Annotated in this window: 17 protein-coding genes; 9 read left to right on the plus strand and 8 right to left on the minus strand. The window is 72.0% G+C overall.

The window, feature by feature from the left end:
* Positions 1 to 165: 165 nt before the first annotated feature.
* The 5 genes from ACIRF9_RS41185 to ACIRF9_RS41205 form a co-directional block, all read right to left on the minus strand.
* On the minus strand, positions 166 to 2,211 hold the full coding sequence (locus ACIRF9_RS41185; RefSeq protein ID WP_403833415.1) for a M4 family metallopeptidase: 2,046 nt from the start codon (positions 2,209 to 2,211) through the stop codon (positions 166 to 168).
* 235 nt (positions 2,212 to 2,446) lie between these two features.
* Complete coding sequence (locus ACIRF9_RS41190) at positions 2,447 to 4,228, minus strand: ABC transporter ATP-binding protein (protein WP_403833417.1); 1,782 nt, start codon at positions 4,226 to 4,228, stop codon at positions 2,447 to 2,449.
* The gene (locus ACIRF9_RS41195; protein ID WP_403833419.1) at positions 4,225 to 5,931 is read right to left on the minus strand and encodes an ABC transporter ATP-binding protein; all 1,707 of its coding nucleotides are present in this window, start codon (positions 5,929 to 5,931) and stop codon (positions 4,225 to 4,227) included. The genes ACIRF9_RS41190 and ACIRF9_RS41195 overlap by 4 nt, the downstream gene beginning before the upstream one ends.
* Before the next feature lie 19 nt (positions 5,932 to 5,950).
* The gene (locus ACIRF9_RS41200; protein ID WP_403833421.1) at positions 5,951 to 7,810 is read right to left on the minus strand and encodes an ABC transporter ATP-binding protein; all 1,860 of its coding nucleotides are present in this window, start codon (positions 7,808 to 7,810) and stop codon (positions 5,951 to 5,953) included.
* Positions 7,807 to 9,597: an ABC transporter ATP-binding protein gene (locus ACIRF9_RS41205; RefSeq protein WP_403833424.1), complete on the minus strand. Its 1,791-nt coding sequence runs from the start codon at positions 9,595 to 9,597 to the stop codon at positions 7,807 to 7,809. The genes ACIRF9_RS41200 and ACIRF9_RS41205 overlap by 4 nt, the downstream gene beginning before the upstream one ends.
* A 146-nt stretch (positions 9,598 to 9,743) precedes the next feature.
* Here ACIRF9_RS41205 and ACIRF9_RS41210 point away from each other — a divergent pair, with 146 nt between their 5' ends.
* A complete protein-coding gene (locus ACIRF9_RS41210) occupies positions 9,744 to 10,478 on the plus strand; it encodes a hypothetical protein (RefSeq protein ID WP_403833427.1) in 735 nt (244 codons plus the stop codon).
* A gap of 26 nt (positions 10,479 to 10,504) precedes the next feature.
* On the opposite strand, the gene glgX is transcribed toward ACIRF9_RS41210, so the two are convergent.
* Positions 10,505 to 12,748 (minus strand): glycogen debranching protein GlgX, encoded by a 2,244-nt coding sequence (gene glgX / locus ACIRF9_RS41215; protein ID WP_403833430.1) that lies wholly within the window; start codon positions 12,746 to 12,748, stop codon positions 10,505 to 10,507.
* 154 nt (positions 12,749 to 12,902) lie between these two features.
* On the opposite strand from glgX, the gene ACIRF9_RS41220 reads away from it, so the two are divergent.
* The 4 genes from ACIRF9_RS41220 to ACIRF9_RS41235 all read left to right on the plus strand — a co-directional run bounded on the left by ACIRF9_RS41220 (position 12,903) and on the right by ACIRF9_RS41235 (position 17,233).
* Positions 12,903 to 14,147 carry an Ig-like domain-containing protein gene (locus ACIRF9_RS41220; RefSeq protein ID WP_403833433.1) on the plus strand — a complete coding sequence of 415 codons (1,245 nt, stop codon included), beginning with the start codon at positions 12,903 to 12,905 and terminating at the stop codon, positions 14,145 to 14,147.
* Between the two features lie 167 nt (positions 14,148 to 14,314).
* Entirely contained in the window at positions 14,315 to 15,565 is a 1,251-nt protein-coding gene (locus tag ACIRF9_RS41225; protein WP_403833435.1) for an Ig-like domain-containing protein, read from the plus strand.
* Positions 15,566 to 15,650: 85 nt separating this feature from the next.
* Positions 15,651 to 16,418, plus strand: a complete 768-nt coding sequence (locus ACIRF9_RS41230; RefSeq protein ID WP_403833438.1) for an enoyl-CoA hydratase/isomerase family protein — start codon at positions 15,651 to 15,653, stop codon at positions 16,416 to 16,418.
* A gap of 206 nt (positions 16,419 to 16,624) precedes the next feature.
* A complete protein-coding gene (locus ACIRF9_RS41235) occupies positions 16,625 to 17,233 on the plus strand; it encodes an ATP-binding protein (protein ID WP_403833653.1) in 609 nt (202 codons plus the stop codon).
* Between the two features lie 16 nt (positions 17,234 to 17,249).
* Here ACIRF9_RS41235 and ACIRF9_RS41240 read toward each other — a convergent pair whose 3' ends face one another.
* Positions 17,250 to 17,699 carry a hypothetical protein gene (locus ACIRF9_RS41240; protein WP_403833440.1) on the minus strand — a complete coding sequence of 150 codons (450 nt, stop codon included), beginning with the start codon at positions 17,697 to 17,699 and terminating at the stop codon, positions 17,250 to 17,252.
* A 136-nt stretch (positions 17,700 to 17,835) separates the two neighbouring features.
* Between ACIRF9_RS41240 and ACIRF9_RS41245 the strand changes: the two genes are divergently transcribed.
* Both ACIRF9_RS41245 and ACIRF9_RS41250 read left to right on the plus strand, forming a co-directional pair.
* Positions 17,836 to 18,726, plus strand: coding sequence for a polysaccharide deacetylase family protein (locus ACIRF9_RS41245; RefSeq protein WP_403833443.1), 891 nt, complete (start codon positions 17,836 to 17,838; stop codon positions 18,724 to 18,726).
* The gene (locus ACIRF9_RS41250) at positions 18,726 to 19,901 is read left to right on the plus strand and encodes a YncE family protein (RefSeq protein ID WP_403833445.1); all 1,176 of its coding nucleotides are present in this window, start codon (positions 18,726 to 18,728) and stop codon (positions 19,899 to 19,901) included. Before ACIRF9_RS41245 ends, ACIRF9_RS41250 begins: the two co-directional genes overlap by 1 nt.
* Here the strand turns inward: ACIRF9_RS41250 and ACIRF9_RS41255 are convergent.
* Complete coding sequence (locus ACIRF9_RS41255; RefSeq protein ID WP_403833447.1) at positions 19,898 to 20,575, minus strand: GNAT family N-acetyltransferase; 678 nt, start codon at positions 20,573 to 20,575, stop codon at positions 19,898 to 19,900. The genes ACIRF9_RS41250 and ACIRF9_RS41255 overlap by 4 nt on opposite strands.
* A gap of 62 nt (positions 20,576 to 20,637) precedes the next feature.
* On the opposite strand from ACIRF9_RS41255, the gene ACIRF9_RS41260 reads away from it, so the two are divergent.
* Together ACIRF9_RS41260 and ACIRF9_RS41265 are read left to right on the plus strand one after the other, a co-directional pair.
* Complete coding sequence (locus ACIRF9_RS41260; RefSeq protein WP_403833450.1) at positions 20,638 to 21,549, plus strand: MerR family transcriptional regulator; 912 nt, start codon at positions 20,638 to 20,640, stop codon at positions 21,547 to 21,549.
* A gap of 58 nt (positions 21,550 to 21,607) precedes the next feature.
* On the plus strand, positions 21,608 to 21,820 hold the full coding sequence (locus ACIRF9_RS41265; protein ID WP_403833453.1) for an EF-hand domain-containing protein: 213 nt from the start codon (positions 21,608 to 21,610) through the stop codon (positions 21,818 to 21,820).
* Positions 21,821 to 21,865 lie beyond the last annotated feature (45 nt).

The raw sequence follows: 21,865 nt of genomic DNA on the forward strand, positions 1-21,865 counted from the left end.
ACATTGCCGAAATGTAAACGGAGTTGACCTGGGTAAAAGGCCAACAGGTCGAAGGTAAGCGGCTGGCAAAAAAGAGGCGCCGCCCCGGAGGTGGTGCTCCTCCGGAACGGCGCCCTGTTCGACGGCTGTTCGACAGCTGTCAGCCCGCTGTGCGGGTTCCCGGGTCTACGGGAACGTCAGCTTCCAGCTGTTGATGTAACCGGTGTCGACGGCCGCGTTGTCCTGGACCCTCAACTGCCAGACGCCGTTGGCGACCTCGGAGGACGCGTTCACGGTGTACGTGGTGTTGATGTTGTCCGTGCTCCCGCCGGTGCCGTACGCCTTCAGCGTGTACGCCGTGCCGTCGGGGGCGACCAGCTGCACCTGGAGGTCACCGATGTAGGTGTGCACGATGTTCACGGCCACCTGGAGGTTGGACGGCGCGTTGCCCGTGCGGCCGGAGACGGTGATCGGCGAGGTGACCGCCGCGCCGTTGTCCGGAATCGATACGTCGGCGGTGTTCTCGAAGGAGGTGCCGCCACCGCCACCGCCGCCGGGACGCGAGCCGACCGCCACGCCCGCCCAGGCGTTGGCGACCGCCGTGTACTCGGCGCTGGTGGTGCCGTACAGCTCACCGGCCGCCGCGAGGGTGCCGGTGCGGGCCGCCGCGTAGTTGGTGGTGGTCGTGAACTTGGTGGTCAGCGCGCGGAACCAGATCTTCTCCGCCTTGTCCCGGCCGATGCCCGTGACCGGAAGGCCGTCCGCGGTGGGCGAGTTGTAGCTGACGCCGTTGATGGTCTTGGCGCCGCTGCCCTCGGACAGGAGGTAGAAGAAGTGGTTCGCCGGGCCGGACGAGTAGTGCACGTCGGCGTTGCCGATGCTGGAGGTCCAGTTGTTGTACGACGAGCCGTCCTTGCTCGGCTGGTCCATGTACCGCAGTGGCGTGCCGTCGCCGTTGATGTCGATCTCCTCGCCGATGAGGTAGTCACCGACGTCGGAGGAGTTGTTGGCGTAGAACTCGACCGCCGTGCCGAAGATGTCGGACGTGGCCTCGTTCAGACCGCCGGACTCACCGCTGTAGTTGAGGCCGGCCGTGTTCGACGTGACGCCGTGCGTCATCTCGTGCCCGGCCACGTCGATGGACGTCAGCGGGTGGGTGTTGCCCGACCCGTCGCCGTACGTCATGCAGAAGCAGCTGTCGGACCAGAACGCGTTGACGTACGCGTTGCCGTAGTGGACGCGGGAGTACGCCCCGACGCCGTCACCGCGGATGCCGCTGCGGCCCTGGACGTTCTTGTAGTAGTCCCAGGTGAGCGCGGCGCCGTAGTGCGCGTCGGCGCCCGCGGTCTCCGTGTTGGACGCGGCGCCGTTGCCCCAGACGTCGTCGGAGCCGGAGAACAGCGTGCCGGTGCCGGAGGTGCCCCGGTTGAGGTTGTACGTCTTGTGGTTGCCGCGCGCCCCGTCGGTCAGGTTGTACGTCGACCCGGACTGCGTGGTGCCCAGCGTCACCGTGCCGCTGTACATGGTGTTGCCGGTGCCGGTCTCGATGCCCTGGTACTCGTAGAGCTTCTTGCCGGTGGTGGCGTCGGTGACGACGTGCAGCTCGTTCGGGGTGCCGTCCTCCTGGAGGCCGCCGACGACCGTCTCGTACGCCAGGACCGGGGTGCCGTTCGCCGCCCAGATCACCTTGCGCGGCGCGCGGTTGGTGTCCGCCTTCTCGGCGCCGTCGGCCTTCGCCAGGGTCAGCGCCTGCTTCTCCGCCTTCGCCGCGGCGACGGTGGGCGTGAGCGAGGCGACCTTGATGGCGGCCCGGGTGGCCTTGGTGACGGCCTCGGTGGCACCGGACTTCGCGGTCTCGACGACCAGGTCGCCGCCGAGGACGGGGAGGCCCGCGTAGGTGCGCTCGTAGCGGGTGTGCACGGTGCCGTCCGCGTCCTTGAGCACGTCACGGACGACGAGCGCCTCCTTGGCGCCCAGGCCCAGCTGCTTGGCGGTCGCCGACCTGCCGGCGTCCGCCTCGCGTATCAGCGCGGCGCGCTGGGCGGGGGAGAGGCGCACCGACTCGGCGCCCGGGCGTGCCTTGGCCGCCTGCGGTGCCTTCTCCGGGGCGGCGGACGCGGCGCCGGACTGCACGGCGGCGGCGATGAGCGCGGAGACGCCGACGAGGGCGACGGCCGCGGCCTTGCGGTACGGGGTGTGGGAGGTGCGTCTGGATGAGGAACTGCTTCTCAACACTGACTCCTTCTGCGTGGCCGCGGATCACGCGGCCTGGGGAGACCGGCCGGCGGGTGGGCCGTCCGGGCACGACAAAGGCGGTACGCAGAACGGTGTGGCTGTGGGGTTGCTGTGAAGTAGCAGTGGGAAGAGTGGCAGTGGATTGCGCTGTCTGTCAGGAGCGCGTCAGAAAGTTGGCCGGAAATGGTCCGTTGTCCGGGAGTTCATGTTCGCTATACGGACAAGAGGGATCTTACCGACCCTGCCGCGGCTCCCCGTGCCACGTCCGCCACAGCGCCGCGTACGCCCCGTCCGCCGCCACCAGCTCCTCGTGCGCGCCGAGTTCGGTGAGCCGGCCGTCCTCCATCACCGCCACCCGGTCCGCGTCGTGCGCCGTGTGCAGCCGGTGCGCGATCGCGATGACCGTACGGCCCCGCAGCACGGCGGCCAGCGCGCGCTCCGTGTGCCGGGCGGTCGTCGGGTCCAGCAGAGCCGTCGCCTCGTCCAGGATCAGCGTGTGCGGGTCGGCCAGCACGACCCGGGCGAGCGCGAGTTGCTGTGCCTGCGAGCCGTCCGTACGGCGACCGGAGGCACCCAGCTCGGTGTCGAGGCCGTCCGGCAGCTCCCGCACCCAGCCGGCGGCGCCGACCGCGGCCAGCGCCGCCCACAACTCCTCGTCCGCCGCGGCCGGTTCGGCGATCAGCAGGTTCTCGCGGACCGTGCCGAGGAACACATGGTGCTCCTGGGTGACCAGGACGACCTGCCGCCGCAGCGTCTCGGGCGCCAGGTCCGCGACCGGTACCCCGCCCACCGTCACCCGGCCCGCGCTCGGCGCGTCCACCCCCGCGAGCAGCCGGCTCAGCGTGGTCTTGCCCGCGCCGGACGGGCCGACCACCGCGAGCCGCTCCCCGGGCCGTACGGTCAGATCGACCCCGCGCAGCACCTCGCCACCGCGCTCGTAGGCGTAGCGCACACCGGTCACGTCGATCCGGTCGTCCGCCGGAGCCGGCGCCGCGGCACGGCCCTCCGCGTCGGCGCGCGGCGCCCGGGCCAGCCCCTCCACCCGGGCGAACGAGGCACCGCTGGACTGCAGTTGCTCCACCCGCACCAGGATCTGGTCGAGCGGCCCGATCAACTGCCGCAGGTACAGCGCCGCCGCCACCACCGCGCCCAGGCTCATCGCGCCCCGCCCGTGCAGCCAGCCGCCGAGCAGCAGCACACCCGCCACCGGCAGGGAGTACGACACCTCCACCACCGGGAAGAACACCGTCCGCAGGTACAGGGTGTGGAAGCGGGAGCGCCGCGCGCTCTCCAGCGCGTCCCGGCTCGCCGCCGTCCGCCGCTCCTGGAGCCGGAACGCCTCGACCGTACGGGCCCCGGCGGCGGTCGAGGCCACGATCTCGGCGACCTCCGAGTCCGCCGCGCCCTGGGCGAGATAGCCGGAGCGGGCCCGGCGCAGGTACCAGCGCAGCGCGAACCCGATCGGGGTCAGCCCGAGCACCCCGACCACCCCGAGCAGCGGATCGAGCACGAACACCGCGGCGAGCGTGATCAGTGCCTGCACCCCGCACACCAGCAACTCGGGTCCCGCGTCCCGCAGGGTGGTGCCCACGGCGGCCACGTCCGCGGTGCCGCGTGTGGTCAGGTCACCGGTGCCGGCCCGCTCCACGACCGACGCGGGCAGCGCCAGCGTCCGCCCGACGAACTCCTCCCGCACCCGCGCGAGCGTCCGCTCACCGAAGCGGTGCCCCGCGTACCGCGCCCACCGCGCGAGGAGCAACTGGGCGAGCGCGGCCGCCAGGATCCCGAGCGCCAGCCGGTCCACGGCCCCGACTCCGCGCCCGGCCCGCACCTCGTCCACGATCCGCCCCAGCAGCCAGGGCCCGGCGAGACTCGCCCCCGCGGCCAGCACATTGAGCAGCAGCACCCCGGCGAAGGCCCGCCGGTCCGCCCGCACCAGCCGGACGGCGGCACGGCGGACCTCGGCGGGTCCGGCGACGGGCAGCCGCCCCGGCACGGCTCGCTCCGACGTCACCCGACGACCTCCTCGGCGTCCCGCGCCACCAGCGCGCGATATCCCGGTTCGCGTTCCAACAGCTCGCGATGACGGCCGCTCGCCGTGACCTTCCCGTCGAGCAGATACAGCACGGTGTCCGCGTGGTCGAGGACCAGCGGGGAGGCCGTGGTCACGACCGTCGTCCGGCCCGCCCGTGCCGCCCGCAGCCGCTCCGCCACCGCCGCCTCCGTGTGGGCGTCGAGGGCCGACGTCGGTTCGACGGCCAGCAGCACCTCGGGGTCGGCGAGCAGGGCCCGCACCAGCCGCACCCGCTGCCGCTGCCCCCCGGACAGGCTGCGGCCCTGTGCGCTCACCGGTGCGTCGAGGCCCTCCGCCAGCCCCTGCACGATGTCGTCGGCGGCGGCCGCCCGCACCGCCCGCCGCACCTCGGCCGACGGCTGCTCCCGCCGCCCGCCCACCACCTCGCGCAGGCTGCCCGCGAACAGATCGGCCTCGTTGTCGGCGACCAGGATCCTGGCCCTGACCTGGGAGAGCGGGACCGCGTCCAGCCGGACCCCACCCCAGGTGGCGTCCGTGGGGCCGTACCGGCCCAGCCGGTCGACCACGGCCGTCACCTCGGCGGGGCGCGCCCCCACCAGCGCGGTCAGCCGGCCCGGCGTCACCCGCACACCCGACGCGGGGTCGTGCAGCACCGACGGCTCGGCGGGCGCCTCGGCGGTACCGGTGTCCGGGTCGGGCTCCACCCGCAGCAGCCGTACGACCCGGTCGGCGGCGACGACCCCCCGGCTGAGCTGGTAGCCCATGTCGACGAGGAACGCCACCGGGCCGACCAGCACGGCGACATAGCCGTACACCGACACCAACTGGCCCACCGTCATCTCCCCCTGGGCGGCGAGCCGGGCCGCCAGCCAGGTCACCACGGCGAGGAACAGCGTCGGCAGCCCCACGCCGAGCGCCTGCATCCAGCTGGTCACCGCGCCCACCCGGTACCCCTGCTCCCGCAGCCGCTGCGAGTCCCGCCCGAAGGCGTCCGCGAACAGGCCCTTCCCGCCGAGTCCGTTGAGCACCCGCAGCCCGCCCGCCAGATCGCCGATCCGTGAGGTGAGCACGCCCTGCCGCTCCCGGTACTCGCCCTCCGCGCCCCGCAGCCGCGCCATCAGCGGCCCGACGAGTACGGCGACCACCGGCATCCCCAGCAGCACGACCACCGTCAGCAGCGGCGAGACGGACAGCAGCAGCCCGGCGACGACGACGTACACGACGAGCGAGCCGACGCCCGGCCCGATCACGGTCAGCGCGTTGGCGATGGTCTGCACGTCGCCCACCCCGATCGTGACGACCTCCCCGGCCCCCACCCGGCGCGGCAGCGCGTCCCCTAGCCGCACCGCGTGTCCCATCACGACCTTGATCGTGCGGAAGTAGGCGTCCATCCTGAGCCGCGTCATCGTGCGGTGCCGCATGATGCTCACCCAGGCGTTGGCCGACCCGACGACGAAGAGGACGGTCGTCCAGCCGGCGAGCGCGGTCGTGTCACCCGGCTCCAGCCCCTCGTCCACCGCCTTCGACAGCAGATACGGCGACACCGCCATCAGCACCATCCAGGTACTGGCCAGCACCGCCCCGGCCACCGCCCGCCGTGGCTGGCGGCGTACCAGCCACGCCAGATACGCCCAGCCGCCACGGCGGTCCGGCGTGCCGGGATCCTCGTACGCGTCGACCACCAGTGCCCCCGATCCGCCGTCAGACCAGACTGTCCCGCCAGGCCCGGTGCAGGTCCGCGAACCGGCCCGTGCCCGCGACGAGATCGGCCGGTGAGCCGTCCTCGACGATCCGTCCGTGCTCCATCACCAGTACCCGGTCGGCGATCTCCACGGTCGACAGCCGGTGCGCGATCACCACCGCCGTACGGCCCTTCAGCACCGTCGCCATCGCCGCCTGCACGGCCCGCTCCCCGGGGATGTCCAGCGAGCTGGTCGCCTCGTCCAGGATCAGCACCGCCGGATCCGCGAGCAACGCCCGGGCGAACGCCACGAGTTGCCGCTGACCGGCGGAGATACGGCCGCCGCGCTTACGGACGTCCGTGTCGTAGCCGTCGGGCAGGGCGCTGATGAACTCGTGCGCGCCGATCGCCTTCGCCGCTCGCTCGATCTCCTCCCGGGTCGCGTCCGGCCGCCCGATGGCGATGTTCTCGGCGACCGTGCCGGAGAACAGGAACGCCTCCTGCGTCACCATGACCACCCCGCGCCGCAGCTCGGGCACGGGAAGGTCGCGCAGGTCGACGCCGTCGAGCAGCACCCGGCCCCGGGACGGGTCGTAGAAGCGGGCGAGCAGCTTGGCCAGCGTGGACTTGCCCGCGCCGGTCGAGCCGACGACCGCGACCGTCTGCCCGGCCGGCAGCGTCAGGTCGAAGAGGGGCAGGACCTCGCCGCCGGTGCGGTAGCCGAAGGAGACGCCGTCGAACACGACCTCCCGGCCGGGCAGTCCGCCCCGGAGCGCGGGAAGCTCCTTCGGCGAGGACGGCTCCGGCACGGACGGCGTCTGCGCGAGCAGCCCCGCGATCTTCTCCAGCGAGGCCGCCGCCGACTGGTACGAGTTCAGGAACATGCCGAGCCGGTCGATCGGGTCGTACAGCCGCCGCAGGTACAGCACCGCCGCCGCCAGCACACCCAGCGCCAGCGTGCCGCCCGCCACCCGGTAGGCGCCCCACAGCACGATCAGGGCGACGGCCGTGTTGGCGACCAGGCGGGAGCCGACGACATAGCGGGCCATCTCGAGCAGCGCGTCGCCGTTGGTGCGCTCGTGCCGCCGGTTGAGGACCTGGAAGTCGGCGTCGTTGACGGCCTCGCGGCGGAACGCGCGCACCGGGCGGATGCCGTTCATCGTCTCCACGAACTTCACGATCACGGCCGCGATGGCGGTGGACCGCGCCGTGAACACCCGTCCCGCCCGCCGCTGGTAGAGCCGCACCAGCAGGTACAGCGGCACGAAGGAGACCACCGCGACCGCGCCCAGCCCGAGGTCCAGCCAGAGCAGCATCGCGGAGATGAAGCCGAAGGACAGCACGACCGTCACCAGCTCCTGCAGGCCCTCGTTGAGGAGCTCGCGCAGCGCCTCCACGTCGTTGGTGGAGCGGGAGATGAGCCGGCCCGAGGTGTAGCGCTCGTGGAAGTCGACGCTGAGCGCCTGCGCGTGCCGGAAGATACGGCCGCGCAGATCGAGCAGCACGTCCTGGTTGACGCGGGCGGCGGCGAGCAGGAACGCGTACTGCAGCACGCCGGAGAGCAGCGCGCACAGCAGATAGCCGGCGCCCACCGCGACCAGCGGCCCGCGGTCGTCGTCCCGGAAGGCCGGTACGGCGCGGTCGATGGCGTACGCCACCAGCAGCGGGCCCGCCTGCACCGCCGCCTGCTGGAGCAGCAGCAGGACGGTGGTGAGGGCGACGCGCGCCTTCATGGGGGCGAGCAGGGAGCGCAGCAGCGCGCCCGTGGCGCCGGGCGGGGTGGGCAGGACGTCCTTGTCGAAGGGGTCGTCGGCAGGCCTTGCGGGCAGGTCCTCCGGGGGGTCCTCGGTGGTGGGGGAGGAGGTGGTGGGGGCGGTCATCGGTCGTCCTCCTGGCGGCCGTTTCCTGACATGAGGTGGGCGTACTCGGCGTTGCCGCGCAGCAGTTCCTGATGGGTGCCGACGGCGGTGATCCGGCCGCCGGACAGCAGGGCCACCCGGTCGGCGAGCAGCACGGTGGAGGGGCGGTGGGCGACGATCAGCGCGGTGGTGTCGGCGAGGACCCGGCGCAGCGCGGCCTCCACGGCCGCCTCGGTGTGCACGTCCAGTGCGGACAGCGGGTCGTCCAGGACGAGGAAGCGGGGCCGGCCGACGACCGCGCGGGCGAGCGCGAGCCGCTGCCGCTGGCCGCCGGAGAGGCTCAGCCCCTGCTCGCCGACCTGGGTCTCGGCGCCCTGCGGCAGCGCGTGCACGAACTCGGCCTGGGCGACGGCGAGGGCCCGCTCCAGTTCGGCGGCCCCGGCCTCGTCGTCCGCGCCCATGAGCACGTTCTCCCCGACGCTCGCCGAGAACAGGGTGGGCTCCTCGAAGGCGACGGCGACCTTGGAGCGCAGTTCCTCGCGGGACATCGCGGTGACGTCCTCGCCGTCCAGGGTGATCCGCCCGGCGGTCACCTCGTGCAGCCGGGGGACGAGCGCGGTGAGCGTGGTCTTGCCGCTGCCGGTGGCCCCGACGAGGGCCATGGACTCCCCGGGCCGGATGTGCAGGTCGACGTGTTCGAGGGTCGGGGGCGCCTCGGGGTCGGCGTCGGGGTAGCGGAAGACGACCCCGTCGAACCGCAGGCCGCCGTCGTGGCCCGATGGCGCCGTACGGGACGGCGTGAGAGCGTCCCGCGACTCCGGCTCCTCGTCCATCACCTCGAAGTACCGCTCGGTCGCCGTCGCCGCCTCCTGGCTCATCGCGAGCAGGAAGCCGATCGAGTCCACCGGCCAGCGCAGCGCGAGCGCCGTCGACAGGAACGCGACCAGGGTGCCCGCGGACAGCTCCCCGTCCGCGACCTGCACCGAGCCCAGCACCAGCGCCGCCCCGATCGCGATCTCCGGCAGGGTCACGATCACCGCCCAGATCGTCGCCAGCAGCCGCGCCTTGCGCAGTTCCGTGCCCCGCAGGGTCGTCGTCAGCTCACGGAAGGCGAGCGCCTGGCTGCGGTGGCGCCCGAAGCCCTTGATGATGCGGATCCCGAGGACGCTCTCCTCGACCACCGTCGTCAGGTCCCCGACCTGGTCCTGGGCGCGCCGGGCCACGACCGCGTACCGGTGCTCGAAGATCACGCACATCACCATGACCGGGATCGCGGGCCCCAGGATCACCAGGCCCAGGGTCCAGTCCTGGATCAGCATGATGATCACGCCGGCCACGATGGTCACGCTGTTGACCAGCAGGAACGTCAACGGGAAGGCCAGGAACATCCGGACCAGGCCCAGATCGGCGGTCGCCCGGGACAGCAGCTGACCCGAGGGCCACCGGTCGTGGAACGCCACCGGCAGCCGCTGGAGCCGCCGGTACAGGGCGGCCCGCATCTCCGCCTCGACGTGCGACAGCGGGCGCGCCACCAGCCAGCGCCGCATCCCGAACAGACCGGCCTCCGTGAAGCCGAGCAGCAGCAGGTACAGCGCGCCCAGCCACACCCCGGCCGGGTCCCGCTCGGCGACCGGCCCGTCCACCATCCACTTCAGGACGAGCGGGATCACCAGGCCCACACAGGAGGCGACGACGGCCACGGACGCGGCGGCGAACAGCCGCGTCCGCACCGGCCGCACATACGGCCACAGTCGCAGCAACGTCCGCACCGCGGACCGGTCCTTGGCGGTTGCACGTGTCGTCGACATCAGGGGCGAGCCTACGGATCGCCACTGACATCGCCCAACGGGTTTTGGCCGGACTTCGGTCGGCCGTCGGTCCTACGACCTGCGCGTTCGAGGGGCCGTACCCTCTTCCGAGTGAATCTTCGGAGGACCGGGGAAGGAGCGCACGGATGACGCACGCGGAGCGCTGGCTGGCCGAGCGCGGTGTCGTACGCGCCGGTGACGGCTGGGCCGACGCCGAGGCGCCGGACCGTCCGCTGACGGGCAACGAGGTCGCGCACGCGTGGGCGGGCGAGGTGTTCACGGACGACGACCTGACCGCGGCCGACCGGATCCGCCTCGCCTTCGAGTTGCTGGACCTGCTGGACGACGGCTGGGTGATGTCCGAGATCCGCATGGCCGACCGCGGACCCGACGGCCCCCTGCCGCCCGGTCTCCTCTGGGCCGCCGTCCGCCGGCGCCTGGAGGAGGAACGGGACGCCGAGCACGTCACCCACTCCCTGTGGACGGACTGGTTCGAGGACCGCGCCACCTCCGCGACGGCGTTCGCCGAGGTGCTCGGCCACGACATCGACCGCCTGACGCGGGAGGACGACGGGCGCCTGCTGCGCCGGGCCCGCCGCGTCCTGCCCTCCTCGGGCCCGGTCCCCTGGGCGTCGAAGCGGGCCGCGTACACCACGGCGTCCCGTGTCCCCGCCCTCCACCTCCCCCTCTTCCAGGCCCTGCTGGCCTGCTACCACGACGTCTACGGCGACCTGGACCCCTCCGCCGCCCTCACCCTCCTCACCTCACTGGACCTCCCCCCGGACACCCCCCACCTCACGGCGCTGCGCACCGTCCTCGCCGAGGGCCATACGAACCACCACCGCAGCCCGCAAGCCTGGCCCGCCGCCGAGGCGCGCTGAGACGCGCTGAGGCGTGCGCCCCGGGCTCACCCCACCACCCGCAGCAGCACCACCGCCCGGGCCGGCACCGTGAGCGCCGTGCCCGCGCGGTGGGTGACTCCCGGGGCGTCCCGCTGTTCCTCCCTCGACGTGTCGACGACCACCTCGTAGTGCTCCGCCCACGGCGGTCCCGGCAGGACGAAGCTCACGGGGCGGTCGCCCGCGTGCAGGACGGCGAGAAAGCTGTCGTCGGTGATCGGGGCGCCCCGTTCGTCGCGGCCGGGGATGTCCCGGCCGGAGAGGTACATGCCGAGGGTCGCGGCGGGGGCGTACCAGTCGCCCTCCGTCATCTCCGTGCCCCGCGCCGTGAACCAGGCCAGGTCCCGCAACCCGTCCGCCGAGTGGGCCCGGCCGGAGAAGAACGCCCGCCGCCGCAGCACCGGGTGGCGGTGGCGCAGGGCGATCAGCCGGGAGGTCAGGTCGAACAGGGCCTTCCAGCCCGGCTCCGCCAGCAGGCTCCAGTCCACCCAGCCGATCTCGTTGTCCTGGCAGTACGCGTTGTTGTTGCCGCCCTGGGTGCGCCCCAGCTCGTCGCCCGCGACCAGCATCGGCACGCCCGTCGACAGCAGCAGCGTCGTGAGCAGGTTGCGCAACTGGCGGCGCCGCAGCGCCCGTACGCGCTCGTCGTCCGTCTCCCCCTCCGCACCGCAGTTCCAGGCGCGGTTGTCGTCCGTGCCGTCCCGGTTGCCCTCGCCGTTGGCCTCGTTGTGCTTGCGTTCGTACGACACCAGGTCGCGCAGCGTGAAGCCGTCGTGCGCGGTCACGAAGTTGACGGAGGCGTACGGCCGGCGGCCGCCCCAGGCGTACAGGTCGCTGGAGCCCGACAGGCGGTAGCCCATCTCCCGCACGTCCGGCAGCGCGTGCCGCCAGAAGTCCCGCACGGCGTTGCGGTAGCGGTCGTTCCACTCGGTCCACAGGGGCGGGAAGGCCCCCACCTGGTAGCCCCCCGACCCCACGTCCCACGGCTCGGCGATCAGCTTCACCCGCCGCAGTACCGGGTCCTGCGCGATCACCGCGAGGAAGGGCGAGAGCATGTCGACGTCGTGCATCGAGCGGGCCAGCGCGGCCGCCAGGTCGAAGCGGAAGCCGTCCACGCCCATCTCCGTGACCCAGTAGCGCAGCGAGTCCGTGATCAGCCTCAGCACGTGCGGCTGCACCACGTGCAGGGTGTTCCCGCAGCCCGTGTAGTCCGCGTACCGGCGGGCGTCGGACTGGAGGCGGTAGTAGCCGCGGTTGTCGATGCCCTTCAGCGACAGCGTGGGGCCCAGTTCGCCCGCCTCCGCCGTGTGGTTGTAGACCACGTCGAGCACGACCTCGATGCCGGCCGCGTGCAGCGCGCGCACCATCCGCCTGAACTCGCCGACCTGCTGCCCCGTCGTACCGGAGGACGCGTACCCGGCGTGCGGGGCGAAGTAGCCGATGGAGTTGTAGCCCCAGTAGTTCCTGAGGCCGCGGCGCAGCAGATGGTCCTCGTGCGCGAACTGGTGGACCGGGAGCAGCTCCACCGCCGTCACGCCCAGTTTCACCAGGTGCTCGATCGCCGCGGGGTGCGCGAGACCGGCGTAGGTGCCGCGCAACTCCTCGGGGATACCGGGGTGGAGGCGCGTGAAGCCCTTGACGTGCAGCTCGTAGATGACCGAGTCCGCCCAGGGCGTCTTCGGACGGCGGTCGTCCACCCACTCGTCGTCGGGTGCGTCATCGTGGACGACGACGCCCTTCGGGACGTACGGCGCCGAGTCCCGTTCGTCGCGCACGGTGTCCGCGACCTGCTGCTGGGGCCAGTCCCGGACGTGCCCGTACACCTCCGGCGGCAGGCTGAACTCGCCGTCGACCGCGCGGGCGTACGGGTCGAGGAGCAGCTTCGCCGGGTTCCAGCGACCGCCGGTCCACGGGTCCCAGCGGCCGTGCACCCGGAAGCCGTAGCGCTGCCCCGGCATCACCCCCGGGACGAAGCCGTGCCAGATCTCGTGGGTCAGCTCGGTCAGCGCGGCGCGGGTCTCCCGGCCGGCCTCGTCGAACAGACACAGCTCGACCGCCTCCGCCCCGCCCGCCCACAGCGCGAAGTTGGTGCCCGCGACCCCGTCCGGGCCGACCCGGAAGCGGGCGCCGAGCGGGGTGGGCGCGCCCGGGCGCACGGGCACGCCGGGCACCTTCTGGGACACCCCGTTCAGGCGGGTGCCCGGCGTGGCGCGTTCCTCCGCCACCGCCTTCTGCTCGGCTGCGCTGGACACCGTTCAGCCTCCCGCGGCTCGTGGGTACGACGTGCGGGACGGGCGTACGGCGTCCCGGCCGCCGCTGTCCCGCGCTGTCGTCCTCCCCCTGTTCTGCCCAGAGCGCGCCTCGCACTCACGTTTCCCCGGAGCGCACCCGGTCGTTGGATACGACGTGAGGCACGTACATGGGCGCGCACGGCGCGCGGGCGTCGCAGTGGCCGCCGTAGTGACATGGGCAGGACTCCTGGCCGGGGCCGCAGGCTGCACGGGCGACGGCAGGGGCGGAACGGACCGGACGATGGGCAAACCCCCGGCTCCCGAGGACGTCATCCGCGTCACTCCCGAGGACGGCAGGAAGGGCGTGCGCCCCGAGGGCGGTCTGCGGGTGCGGGTGCCGGCCGGACGGCTGGAGTCGGTGAAGGTGGTGAAGTCGCAGGACGCCGAGGAGTCGAAGGTGCCCGGCCGGATCTCCGCCGACGGGCGGAGCTGGCGACCGGACGACGACCGGCTGGCGCTCGCCGCCCGCTACACGGTCGACGTCGTGGCCCGGGACGGCCACGGCAACCGCTCGGCCCGCCATGCCACCTTCACGACGTACGTCCCCAAGGAGCGCTTCGTCAGCTACGTCACCCCCGAGAACCGTTCCACCGTCGGCACCGGGATGATCGTCTCCCTGGGCTTCAACCGGGAGATCGAGAACCGGGCCGCCGTCGAGCGCGCCGTACGGGTCACCGCCGAGCCGGCCGTCGAGATCCGACCGCACTGGTTCGGCGGCGACCGCCTGGACTTCCGGCCCGAGGAGTACTGGAAGCCCGGCACCAAGGTCACGGTCGCGCTGCGGCTGCGGGACGTGGAGGGGGCGCCGGGCGTCTACGGGCTGCAGTACAAGACGTTCTCCTTCACCGTCGGCCGCAGCCAGGTCTCCCTGGTCGACGCGGCGCGGCACACCATGAAGGTGTGGCGCGAGGACGAGCTGATCGCCACCGTGCCCATCACGGCCGGGGCGCCCAAGACGACGACGTACAACGGGAAGATGGTCGTCTCCGAGATGCTGGAGCTGACCCGGATGAACGGGGCCACGGTCGGTTTCACGAAGAAGAACGGCAAGGCCGAGTACGACGTCCCGGACGTGCCGCACGCCATGCGGCTGACCGACTCCGGCACCTTCCTGCACGGCAACTACTGGGCGAGGCCGGAGGTGTTCGGGCACGCCAACATCAGTCACGGCTGCGTGGGGCTGATGGACACCAGGGGCGGCAGCTCGGACACGCCCGCGGGCTGGTTCTTCGACCGCTCGCTCATCGGGGACGTCGTCGAGGTCGTCCACAGCAAGGACAAGGAGGTCGCCCCCGACAACGGGCTCGGCGGCTGGAACATGAGCTGGGAGGAGTGGACCGCCGAAAGCGCTGATGAATGACCTCTCCCCGCCCGTGCAACCATCCCCGCGCGACCATGGTCCTAGTTGCGACAGAACGGTGACATTCACCTGACACGAAGCTCAAAACCGTGCGGTTAATATGCGCAAATGATCGCGCGGGGTGCGCGGGGGTGGGGGCCTGACCAGGCCCGGGAGGGGAGAACGACTTGAACGTGCGACCGATATCGGGGGCGTCGGTTGGCGGGCGCTCGCGCGGCCGCAACAGGCGGTTGGCGCTGATCGTCGGCGGGATGCTGCTCGCCGTCACGGCGTGCGGCGGGGGCGGCGGTTCGGACTCCGGGTCCGACGCGAAGGACAAGAACGACAAGGGCAGCACCGCCGCTGCCGAGAGCAAGCAGTCGGAGGCGGTCGTCACGATCGCCCCGAAGACCGGTGCCAAGGACGTCGACACCAGCGGCACCCTCAAGGTCACGGCCAGCAAGGGCAAGCTGACCGAGGTCACCGTCAAGGACGACGAGGGCACGAAGATCTCGGGCACGATCTCGGCCGACGGCAGCGGCTGGACGCCCGCGACGCATCTCGCGGCGTCGACCAAGTACCAGGTGCACGCGGTCGCCAAGGACTCCGCGGGCCGTACGGCGGCCGAGGACTCCTCGTTCACCACGCTGAGCCCGCAGAACACCTTCATCGGCAACTTCACGCCCGAGGACGGCTCCGAGGTCGGCGTCGGCATGCCGTTCTCGATCCGCTTCACCCGGGGCATCACCAAGCCGGACGACGTCGAGAAGGCCATCAAGATCACGACCGTGCCGGCCGTGGACGTCGAGGGCCACTGGTTCGGCAACGACCGCCTGGACTTCCGGCCCGAGGAGTACTGGAAGGCCGGCACCAAGGTCACCGTGAAGCTGAACCTCGACGGCGTCGAGGGCCGCAAGGGCGTCTACGGCGAGCAGTCCAAGACGGTCTCCTTCACCATCGGGCGCAACCAGGTGTCCATCGTGGACGCCAAGAAGCACACGATGAAGGTCATGCAGGAGGGCAAGGTCGTCAAGACCATCCCGGTGACCACGGGCAAGCCCGGCTACGCCACCTGGAACGGCCAGATGGTCATCAGTGAGAAGTTCACGGTGACCCGCATGAACGGCGACACGGTCGGCTACGACGGCGAGTACGACATCAAGGACGTCCCGCACGCCATGCGGCTGACCAACTCCGGCACCTTCGTCCACGGCAACTACTGGGGCGGCGGCGCCTTCGGCAACTACAACGCCAGCCACGGCTGCATAGGCCTGCGCGACGTGCGCGGCGGGTACGACAGCTCCGTGCCCGCCGCGTGGTTCTTCAACCACTCGATGATCGGTGACGTGGTGACCGTGAAGAACTCCACCGACCCGACGGTCGACCCGGCCAACGGCCTCAACGGCTGGAACATCTCCTGGGCGGACTGGAAGAAGTAGGCCGTCCGCGCTGCTTCGCGACGAACCCGGTGCTGTGACCAACGGCACCGGGTTCGTCGTCGTTAATGCTGGTTAACCTGCTGCCATGACCGTACATCTCGAAGTCGCCGAAGGCGTCGGCACGATCCGCCTCGACCGCCCGCCCATGAACGCCCTGGACGTCGCCACGCAGGACCGGCTCAAGGAGCTGGCCGAGGAGGCGACCCGCCGGGACGACGTCCGCGCCGTCGTCGTGTACGGCGGGGAGAAGGTGTTCGCGGCGGGCGCGGACATCAAGGAGATGCAGGACATGGACCACACCGCGATGGTCCTGCGCGCCCGCGCCCTGCAGGACTCCTTCACGGCGGTGGCCCGTATCCCCAAGCCGGTCGTGGCGGCCGTGACGGGGTACGCGCTGGGCGGGGGCTGCGAGCTCGCGCTGTGCGCGGACTTCCGGATCGCGGCCGACAACGCCAAGCTGGGCCAGCCGGAGATCCTGCTCGGGCTGATCCCCGGCGCGGGCGGCACCCAGCGGCTGTCCCGGCTGGTCGGCCCCTCCAAGGCGAAGGACCTCATCTTCACCGGCCGGATGGTCAAGGCGGACGAGGCGCTGACCCTGGGCCTGGTGGACCGGGTGGTCCCGGCGGCCGAGGTGTACACGGAGGCGCACGCCTGGGCCGCGAAGCTGGCGCAGGGCCCGGCGATCGCGCTGCGGGCCGCGAAGGAGTCGATCGACACCGGTCTGGAGACGGACATCGACACCGGTCTCGCGGTCGAACGCAACTGGTTCGCGGGTCTGTTCGCCACCGCCGACCGCGAGATCGGCATGCGGAGCTTCGTCGAGGACGGGCCCGGCAAGGCCAAGTTCCTGTGAGAAACACCCCCTTGGTGGCGTGAGGCACATCACTCTGAACATGCCCGTAACCACTTGCAATTGACGGGGTGTCTCATCCGGGTCCCTCGATGGGGCGGTTTATGGGAACCTTAAGGCGACCTTAAGCCTGCCTTGTCGAGGGGGTCTGGGGCTTGCCTCCAGAGGAGCCGTCACCGCAGGTCAGCAGGGCTTCAACGCGCTCCGAACTGCCCCTGGCATATGCCGGACGAATCCTGCGGAACGGGGTCGTGCGGGGGGCGTATTCCGCCGGAACGGCCCCGGAGGGCGCTCCTGGCCGCCATGATGGGGGCATGGCGGGGCTGGAGGGTTTCGAACAGCCGCGGGGGCACGGGCGTGTGGCCGCGGCACGCTGGTCGCCTGCGGTCGAGGACGAACGGGCGCTCAAGGCGCTGGAGTTGTTCGGCAACCCCACGGAGGGCGAGGTTCCGCTGCCCTCCCGCCCCGAGTCGGCCGCCACGGCCCGCAGGCTCACCCAGGTCGTCGTCCTGCGCCAGTGGGGCCTGACCCCCAAGATGACCGAGGACGCCGTCCTCCTCGTCTCCGAGCTCGTCGGCAACGCCGTACGCCACACCGGCGCCCGGGTCTTCGGCCTCCGCCTGCGCCGCCGCCGCGGCTGGATCCGGGTCGAGGTCCGCGACCCCTCCCGCGGCCTGCCCTGTCTGATGCCGGTCCAGGAACTGGACATCAGCGGCCGCGGCCTCTTCCTCGTCGACAAGCTCTCCGACCGCTGGGGCGTGGACCTGCTGCCCCGCGGAAAGACGACCTGGTTCGAGATGCGGGTGGCCGACCGCTGACCCGGCCCGTCCGGGCTCAGCCCATGGGGGGCTCCGGGTCCCGCCGCTCCTGCCACCGTTCCGTCAGCGTGCGGACCTTGTCCTCGAACCGCTTGTCGAGGAAGGACGTCGGTGCGGGCAGGGTCGTGCGGCGGCCGTCCTTGGTGTGGGCCACGACCTGGCGCACGCCGAGGGTGCGGCGGACTTCCAGGCGGTCGATGCCGGCCCAGGGGAGGGTTCGTCGCCACCCGTTGACGACGACCAGGGCGTCCTCGGTGAGGAGGATGCCGTGGCTGCGCCGGAGCAGCGCGACACCGGCGACGCCGAAGCAGGCCCAGCCGACCGTCCGCCCCAGCTCGCCCGCTCCCATCGGGTCGTCGGTGAAGGCGAGGCACGCGTACAGCAGGAGCGTGGCGCACGGGAAGGCGACGGCGACGGGGAGCGTCCGCTGCGGGATGCTCAGGCGGAACGACTCCTGGGAGTTCAAGGGGACCACCCTTCGCGAAAGGGCTACAGAGTGTCATGCGGGTGCGGTCCGGGCGTACCCGGGTCGCTCGTCGCCCGACGCCGACTCCGGTCGCCACGCGGATGAATGACCCGGTTTCTTACTTTTTGCCCCTTAAATGGTGCGGGTGACTTCGACCGACCGCCGTGCCGCGCTGCGGATGGGTGCCGGGCTGGTCGCCGGGGGCGCGTTCGCCGCCGGGTGCTCCCCGTCCGGGTCCTCCGCCGGCCCCGTGTCCGGCTCGTCCTCCGCCGGATCCGTGTCCGGCGTGCCCCCGGGCTCCGCCCCGCCCGGATCCTCGCCGTCCGGCTCCGCCTCCGGAGCCGGTGCCCGGGACACCCGCCCCGCGCCCGAGTCCCGGGATCCCGCCCACCCCCTCACCGCCCCCGGCCCCCGCGCCTTCCCCGGACAGCCGGTCCAGATCACCCACGGCCCCCGCGACCGCCCCCGGGTCGCCCTCACCTTCCACGGGCAGGGCGAACCGGCCCTCGCCGAGGCCCTCCTGGGGGAGGCCGAGCGGCACGGGGCGCGGGTCACCGTCCTCGCCGTCGGGACCTGGCTCGACGAACACCCCGGCCTCGCCCGCCGCATCCTCGACGGCGGCCACGACCTCGGCAACCACACCCACCGCCACCTCGCCGTCAACGCCATGTCCGAGGCGGAGGCGCGGAGCGAGATCGACGAGTGCGCCGTACGGCTCAAACGGCTCACCGGGTCGGTGGGGACCTGGTTCCGGCCCTCCCGCGCCGCCCGTGCCTCCCCGCTCGTGGAGCGGCTGGCCCGCGCCGCCGGCTATCCCCACGTCCTCTCCTACGACGTCGACTCCCTCGACTTCACCTCGCCCGGCGGCCCCGCCGTCACGGCCAACGTCCTGCGCGCGATCCGTGCCGGATCCGTCGTGAGTCTGCACTTCGGGTACGCGGACACGCTCGCCGCGCTCCCCGCCGTACTGGACGAACTCGCCCGCCGCGGACTGCGCGCGGTCACCACCACGGAGCTGATCGGCTGATGCATCCCCCACTCCTCACCCGCGCCCTGCTCACCGGTGCCGCCCTCGCCGCCCTCGCCGCCTGCGGCACCCCGGCCGACGGCGGCTCCGGCCGGGCCACCACCAAGGCCGCCGTCCCCGCTCCGGTGAAGAAGCCTGCCGTCGACGGGCTGCCCGGCATGCCGCCCGTCCTGGACCCGAAGGACGTCTACGCCGCCGACCGGCCGAACCGGCTCTCCCCGGTGGTCAAGGACTTCCCGTCCCGGGTCTACGTCCCCAACACCGAGTCCGACACCGTCTCCGTCATCGACCCGAAGACGTACGAGGTGATCGAGACCCTGCACGTCGGACGGCAGCCGCAGCACGTCGTGCCCTCCTGGGACCTGAAGACGCTCTGGGTCAACAACAACCGGGGGCACACCCTCACCCCCATCGATCCGAGGACGGGGAAGGCGGGCAAGCCCGTAGAGGTGCACGACCCGTACAACCTCTACTTCACGCCCAACGGCAAGTACGCCGTCGTCATGGCCTCCCTCGACCGCGAACTCGTCTTCCGCGACCCGCACACCATGAAGCGGATCAAGACCGAACCGGTCACCTGTTACGGCGTCAACCACGCGGACTTCTCCCTCGACGGGCGGTACTTCATCGTGTCCTGCGAGTTCAGCGGCGAGTTGCTGAAGGTCGACACCGAGAAGATGAAGGTGATCGGGCAGCAGAAGCTGCCCTACGACGGCGCGATGCCGCAGGACGTGAAGGTCTCGCCCGACGGCAAACGGTTCTACGTCGCCGACATGAAGGCCGACGGCATGTGGATCGTCGACGGCGCCGGCTTCGGCAAGCCGAGGTTCCTGCCCACCGGCAAGGGCACCCACGGGCTGTACGTCAGCCGCGACTCCCGCGAGATGTACGTCTCCAACCGGGGCGAGGGGACCGTCTCCGTGTTCGACTTCGCCGAGAACAAGGTGACCAGGAAGTGGCGCCTGCCGAACGGCGGCAGCCCCGACATGGGCGGCGTCTCGGCGGACGGCAAGGTCCTGTGGCTGTCCGGCCGCTACGACGCCGAGGTGTACGCCATCGACACCCGCACCGGGAAACAGCTCGCCCGCATCCCCGTCGGCAGCGGCCCGCACGGCCTCGCCGTCTACCCGCAGCCGGGCCGCTACTCCCTCGGCCACACCGGAATCTTCCGCTAGGCCCGACCGCCCTGAGGGCGCTGGGCCGCCCTGAGGGTACGTGCCGTGGCACTGAGCAGCGCCTCGGCGCCGACGGGTACGTAACCCGCCGCCTGGAACGCCCGCATGCTGCGGGCGTTCCCCGGCGCCACCTGGGCCCACACCGGCTCGTCGGCCAGATGCCGGGCGGCGGTCACGAGCAGCCGTCCGAGCCCCTCCCGCCGCCGCGCCTCGTCCACCTCCACGGAGACCTCCAGCCGGCCGGCGATCCCGCGCCCCGTCACCAGCACCCCGCCGTCCGCAGCCCACACGCGTATGTCGTCGCGCCGGCGGAGGGCATAGCGGATGCGGGGATGCTCCTGGTCCTCGATCTCCGTCAGGGGCACCGGCGGCTCGCCCGGCAGCGGGGAGCCCACCAGCATCGCGTCGATCGTCTCGGCCGTACGTCCCGTGCGCTCCATGAGGGCCGACAGGAACCGCGGGTTCATCGAGGCGGACAGGGGATCGCAGTCCATGCGGTGCAGAGTTTCGTACACCCACGCGGGATCCTCGTCCGTGAAGACGACGGAGTGCGCGGTGAAGGACAGGACTCCCGCGTCGCGGTGCGCGTGCTGCGGCACGACGGTCGTCCCGCCGTCCGGCGGCGGGAAGACACCCCGCGCCGCCGCATCGAGAATGTCCCGCAGTGTCTCCACGGCCACCCGCCCCCTTCGCGCTTCTTGAGTCTCCACCCACTGGAAGGCCCAGACTCACCACCATGATCGACGACGGCACCGGACTTTTCACCATCGGTGAGCTGGCCCGCGCCACCGGGCTGACCGTGCGCACCATCCGCTACTGGTCCGACGAGGGCGTCCTGACCCCCGTGACCCGCTCCACGGGCGGCTACCGGCTCTACGACGCCGAGTCCGCCGCCCGCCTGGAACTGATCCGCACGCTGCGCGAGCTGGGCCTCGGCCTGGCCGATGTGCGCCGGGTACTGGCGGGGGAGCGGACGGTCGCGGAGGTGGCGGCGGCGCACGTGTCCGCGCTGGACGCGCAGATCCGCTCGCTCAAGGTGATCCGTGCGGTGCTGTCGACCGTGGCACGACGTGGTTCCAGTGCGAAGGAGGCGACCCTGATGAACAAGCTGGCACGGCTGTCGGCGGCCGAACGGCAGCGGATCATGGAGGAGTTCGTGGAGGAGGCGCTGCACGGGCTCGACACCGTGGACCCGGACATCCGGGAGCGGATGCGGCGCACCGCCGTCGATCTCGCCGACGATCCGACGCCCGAGCAGGTCGACGCCTGGGTGGAGTTGGCGGAGATGCTCCAGGACCCCGGCTTCCGGGCGCAGATGCGGCGGGCGGTCGAGTTCAACGCGGCCGACCGGAGCCCGGATGCTCCGCGAGGCCAGGCCCTGTGGTTCGCCAAGCGGCTGGTGGACCTGGTGGGCCCGGCGCGGGAGCGCGGCACCGCGCCCGACGCGCCCGAGGCCGACGAACTGCTGCGGGAACTGTTCGGTGACGCCGACCTGACCGCCGTACTCGAACGCATGACGGCCGGCTTCAACGAACGGGTGGCCCGGTACCGCGAACTCCTGGCCGTGGTGAACCGGCAGCCCGCGCCCCCGCACGCGGAGGACTTCGCCTGGGTGGTCGCCGCACTCCGCGCTCGCGCGGGCCGTTAATCTGACCTGCGGCACTACGCCAGCACGACAGGTAAACGCGAACAAAAGGGGCGGACCGGTGGCCGACATCGAAGAAGCACGCAAGCAGTTCCAGCGCATCGACACGGACGGGGACGGTTTCATCACCGCCGCCGAGTTCAAGACCGCCCTGGCCCAGGAGGGCGACTGGAACGTCACCGAGTCGGTTGCCGAGGTCATCATCAAGAGCCGCGACCTCAACGGCGACAAGGTCCTGTCGTTCGACGAGTTCTGGACGTACCTGAGCAAGTGAGCAGGGGAGGAAGGGGGCGCCCGACGGGGCGCCCCCTTTCGAACT

Source organism: Streptomyces sp. NPDC096132 (genome assembly GCF_044763345.1).
In the GTDB taxonomy this organism is placed as follows: Bacteria; Actinomycetota; Actinomycetes; order Streptomycetales; family Streptomycetaceae; genus Streptomyces.

Bases quoted from the DNA above. Each gene is read 5' to 3' on its own strand.
- ACIRF9_RS41200 (WP_403833421.1), bottom strand. From the start codon at position 7,810: ATGACCGCCCCCACCACCTCCTCCCCCACCACCGAGGACCCCCCGGAG.
- ACIRF9_RS41205 (WP_403833424.1), bottom strand. From the start codon at position 9,597: ATGTCGACGACACGTGCAACCGCCAAGGACCGGTCCGCGGTGCGGACG.
- ACIRF9_RS41210 (WP_403833427.1), top strand. From the start codon at position 9,744: ATGACGCACGCGGAGCGCTGGCTGGCCGAGCGCGGTGTCGTACGCGCC.
- ACIRF9_RS41230 (WP_403833438.1), top strand. From the start codon at position 15,651: ATGACCGTACATCTCGAAGTCGCCGAAGGCGTCGGCACGATCCGCCTC.
- ACIRF9_RS41245 (WP_403833443.1), top strand. From the start codon at position 17,836: ATGGTGCGGGTGACTTCGACCGACCGCCGTGCCGCGCTGCGGATGGGT.
- ACIRF9_RS41250 (WP_403833445.1), top strand. From the start codon at position 18,726: ATGCATCCCCCACTCCTCACCCGCGCCCTGCTCACCGGTGCCGCCCTC.
- ACIRF9_RS41260 (WP_403833450.1), top strand. From the start codon at position 20,638: ATGATCGACGACGGCACCGGACTTTTCACCATCGGTGAGCTGGCCCGC.